We start from the raw sequence: 3,849 nt of genomic DNA on the forward strand, positions 1-3,849 counted from the left end.
ACCTGGAAGCTCCAGGTGTTGCCGGTCACCGTGGCGGTACCCAACAGGGTGCTGCCCTCGTAGATCCGTACCACATCACCGGCTGCCAGACCGGCCACGGTACCCGTCAACAACGGTGTGGTGTCGTTGGTGCTGGTGCCGCTGGCGAAGCTGCCGGTTTGTGGGGCGACGTCATCGGTGTAAGCCGTGATCGCCACGGCGTAACCGGTGGCCGCACTCGGTGCCGTGGTGTCCACGGTCAGGCTGAAAGTGTTGGAGCTCAACCCTTCATTACCCGCCGCATCCGCCAGTTTAGCCACGTAGCTGTGAGCACCTTCAGTGGTGCCAGTCACCTGGAAGCTCCAGGTGCTGTCGGTCACGGTGGCAGTGCCCAACAGGGTGCTGCCCTCGTAGATCCGTACCACATCATCGGTTGCCAGACCGGCTACGGTGCCGGTCAACAACGGTGTGGTGTCGTTGGTGCTGGTGCCGCTGGCGAAGCTGCCGGTTTGTGGGGCGACGTCATCGGTGTAGGCCGTGATCGCTACCGCGTAGCCACTGGCAGTACTTGGTGCCGAGGTGTCCAGGGTGAACTGGCTATTAACTGCCGAGCTCAAGCCTACCGACGTAGTCTGAGTAGCGCTGACGGTGTAGCTGCCATCTGCACCAATCGAGGCCGAAGGCGTGTAAGTCCAGGCGCCAGTGCCGTCCACCAACACATCGACCGGTGTGCCACCATTGATCACCAGGTGCACAGTGGCCCCTGCTACACCGGTACCACTGAAGGTTGGTGTGGTGTCGTTGGTGGTGCCGGCATTGGCGACCGCGCCAGTGACCGGAGCCACATCGTCGGTGACGACCAGCGTCGGTGGGGTCACCGCGCTGGTGCTGACGGTGAAGGTGCTGCTCACGGTCGGGCTGACGTTACCTGCCAAGTCCGTTTGTGTCGCAACCACGGTGTGGCTGCCATCCGCCACCAACGCGGCGGCGGTGTAAGTCCAGGCGCCAGTGCCGTCCACGGTCACAGTGACCGGGGCTGCACCGTCGATCACCAGGCTGATCGTCGCGCCAGGCTCGCCGGTACCTTGGTAGGTCGGCGTGGTGTCATCGGTCACGCCGCCGTTGGTGGCAACGTTACCTTGTACTGCACCGACGTTGTCCATCACTTGCAGGGTCGGGGCAACCGGAGCGGTTACGTCTACTACATAGTTGTGCTGCGCCAGGATGATACCGACGTTGCCGGCACTGTCGTGGGCGGCAAGGTTGGCATACACGGTGTTGGCCGAGGCCAGCACGTTGCCCGGTACGGTCACGCTCCAGACACCGGTCGAACCGGTGCCGGCCGTGACGTTGGCGGTGTAAGTCTGGCTACCGATGGTCACGGTAACCACGTCACCCACGGTGAACTCACCGCTGACGGTACCCGAGACGGTCTGTTGCACCGCCGCCGAGCTTTCCGCCAGGTTGACCTGGTCATCCCCCGCCACTGTCGAGATCGCCAGAGACGTGCCGCTGCTATTAGGAACAGCAGTGTCAACGGTATACGCACGCTGTGCGCTACCCGCACCGGCATTGCCCGCGCTGTCGTGAGACACGATCGACGCGGTGGCGGTGTAGGCACCGTCGGCGCCCAGTGCGCTGCCGGTGACAGCAACGCTCCAGTTACCGGCTGCGTCTACGGTGGTGGTGTATTGAGTGCCGTTGATGGTCAAGATCACCACGTCGCCCGCAATGAAGGTGCCGTTGGCCACACCACTGAAGGTAACGCCTGCCTGGGACTCGGCACTGTTGACGATGTTGTCGCCGGCAATCGCACCGATGGACAAGGAGGTAGTAACACCGCCCGTTTGTGCCGCGTAGTTGTGTTGAGCGGTCACGGTGCCAACGTTGCCGGCATTGTCGTGAGCGGCCAGGGACGCGTCGATGACGTAATCGGCATCTGCGACCAGGTCGCTGCCTGCCACGTTGGCCACACTCCAGGTGCCCCCTGCCGCAACAGTCCCGGTGTATTGCACGCCGTTGACCGTCAAGGTGATGACATCCCCCACGGTGTAATCGCCAGTCACGCTACCGGTCACGGTAATGTTGGTTGACGATTCGGTGCTGTTGACGATGTTGTCCGCCGTCACCGGGTCGAAGCTGACGGTGGTGGACGTGTTGTTCGGCACCGACGTGTCGACGACGTAACCACGGCTGGCCGTGACGGTCGCTTCGTTGCCGACAGCGTTATGTGCCGCCAGGCTGGCACTGACTGCCGTACCGGCAGCCAATACGTTGCCAGGCACGGTGGTCGACCAGGTGCCACCGGCCGCTACGGAGGTGGTGTAAGTCTGGCTGCCGATGGTCAAGGTGACCACGTCGCCGACGGTGAACTCGCCTGTTACGGTACCGCTGATGGTTTCGTTGTTGGTCGAAGCTGACTCGTCGGCGTTGACGATATCGTCACCGGCCACGATGTTGATGGCCAAAGCAGTGCCCGCTGGGGCACTGGTGTTGACGATGTACGGACGGCTTGCCGTGACTGTACCGGCGTTGCCGGCACTGTCGTGGGCAGTGATGCTGGTCTGCAACGACTGACTGCCATTGATACCCAGCCCGCCTGCCGCAACATCGACGCTCCAGGTGCCACCCGCAGCCACTGTCCCGGTGAAGGTACCGGCCGATGTGGTCAAGGTCACTACGTCACCTGCACTGTAGTCGCCAGTGATGGTGCCGGTGACTGTCACCGCCCCGCTTGCCTCGGCTTCGTTGACAATGTCGTCACCAGCAATAGCGTTGATCACCACTTGCGTAGTACTGGCCGAAGGACCTGTGGTGTCCACGGTCAAGCCAAAGGTGTTGGAGACCAACCCTTCGTTACCCGCTGCGTCCGCCAGTTTGGCCACGTAGCTGTGAGCACCTTCGGTGGCGCCAGTCACCTGGAAGCTCCAGGTGCTGCCGGTCACGGTGGCAGTGCCCAACAGGGTGCTGCCCTCGTAGATCCGTACCACATCATCGGTTGCCAGACCGGCTACGGTGCCGGTCAACAACGGTGTGGTGTCGTTGGTGCTGGTGCCGCTGGCGAAGCTGCCGGTTTGTGGGGCGACGTCATCGGTGTAGGCCGTGATCGCTACCGCGTAGCCACTGGCAGTACTTGGTGCCGAGGTGTCCAGGGTGAACTGGCTATTAACTGCCGAGCTCAAGCCTACCGACGTAGTCTGAGTAGCGCTGACGGTGTAGCTGCCATCTGCACCAATCGAGGCCAAAGGTGTGTAAGTCCAGGCGCCAGTGCCGTCCACCAACACATCGACCGGTGTGCCACCATTGATCACCAGGTGCACAGTGGCCCCTGCTACACCGGTACCACTGAAGGTTGATGTGGTGTCGTTGGTGGTGCCGGCATTGGCGACCGCGCCAGTGACCGGAGCCACATCGTCGGTGACGACCAGCGTCGGTGGGGTCACCGCGCTGGTGCTGACGGTGAAGGTGCTGCTCACGGTCGGGCTGACGTTACCTGCCAAGTCCGTTTGTGTCGCAACCACGGTGTGGCTGCCATCCGCCACCAATGCGGCGGCGGTGTAAGTCCAGGCGCCAGTGCCGTCCACGGTCACAGTGACCGGGGCTGCACCGTCGATCACCAGGCTGATCGTCGCGCCAGGCTCGCCGGTACCTTGGTAAGTCGGCGTGGTGTCATCGGTCACGCCGCCGTTGGTGGCAACGTTACCTTGTACTGCACCGTCGTTGTCCATCACTTGCAGGGTCGGGGCAACCGGAGCGGTTACGTCTACTACATAGCTGTGCTGCGCCAGGATGGTACCGACGTTGCCGGCACTGTCGTGGGCGGCAAGGTTGGCATACACGGTGTTGGCCGAGGCCAGCACGTTGCCCGGT

Annotated in this window: 1 protein-coding gene; it reads right to left on the reverse strand. The window is 62.9% G+C overall.

From position 1 onward, the window contains the following. On the reverse strand, positions 1 to 3,849 hold a 3,849-nt coding region (locus AC07V4_RS26890), incomplete at both ends, for a beta strand repeat-containing protein (RefSeq protein ID WP_495029369.1).

Source organism: Pseudomonas sp. GW821-FHT03A09, assembly GCF_059421065.1.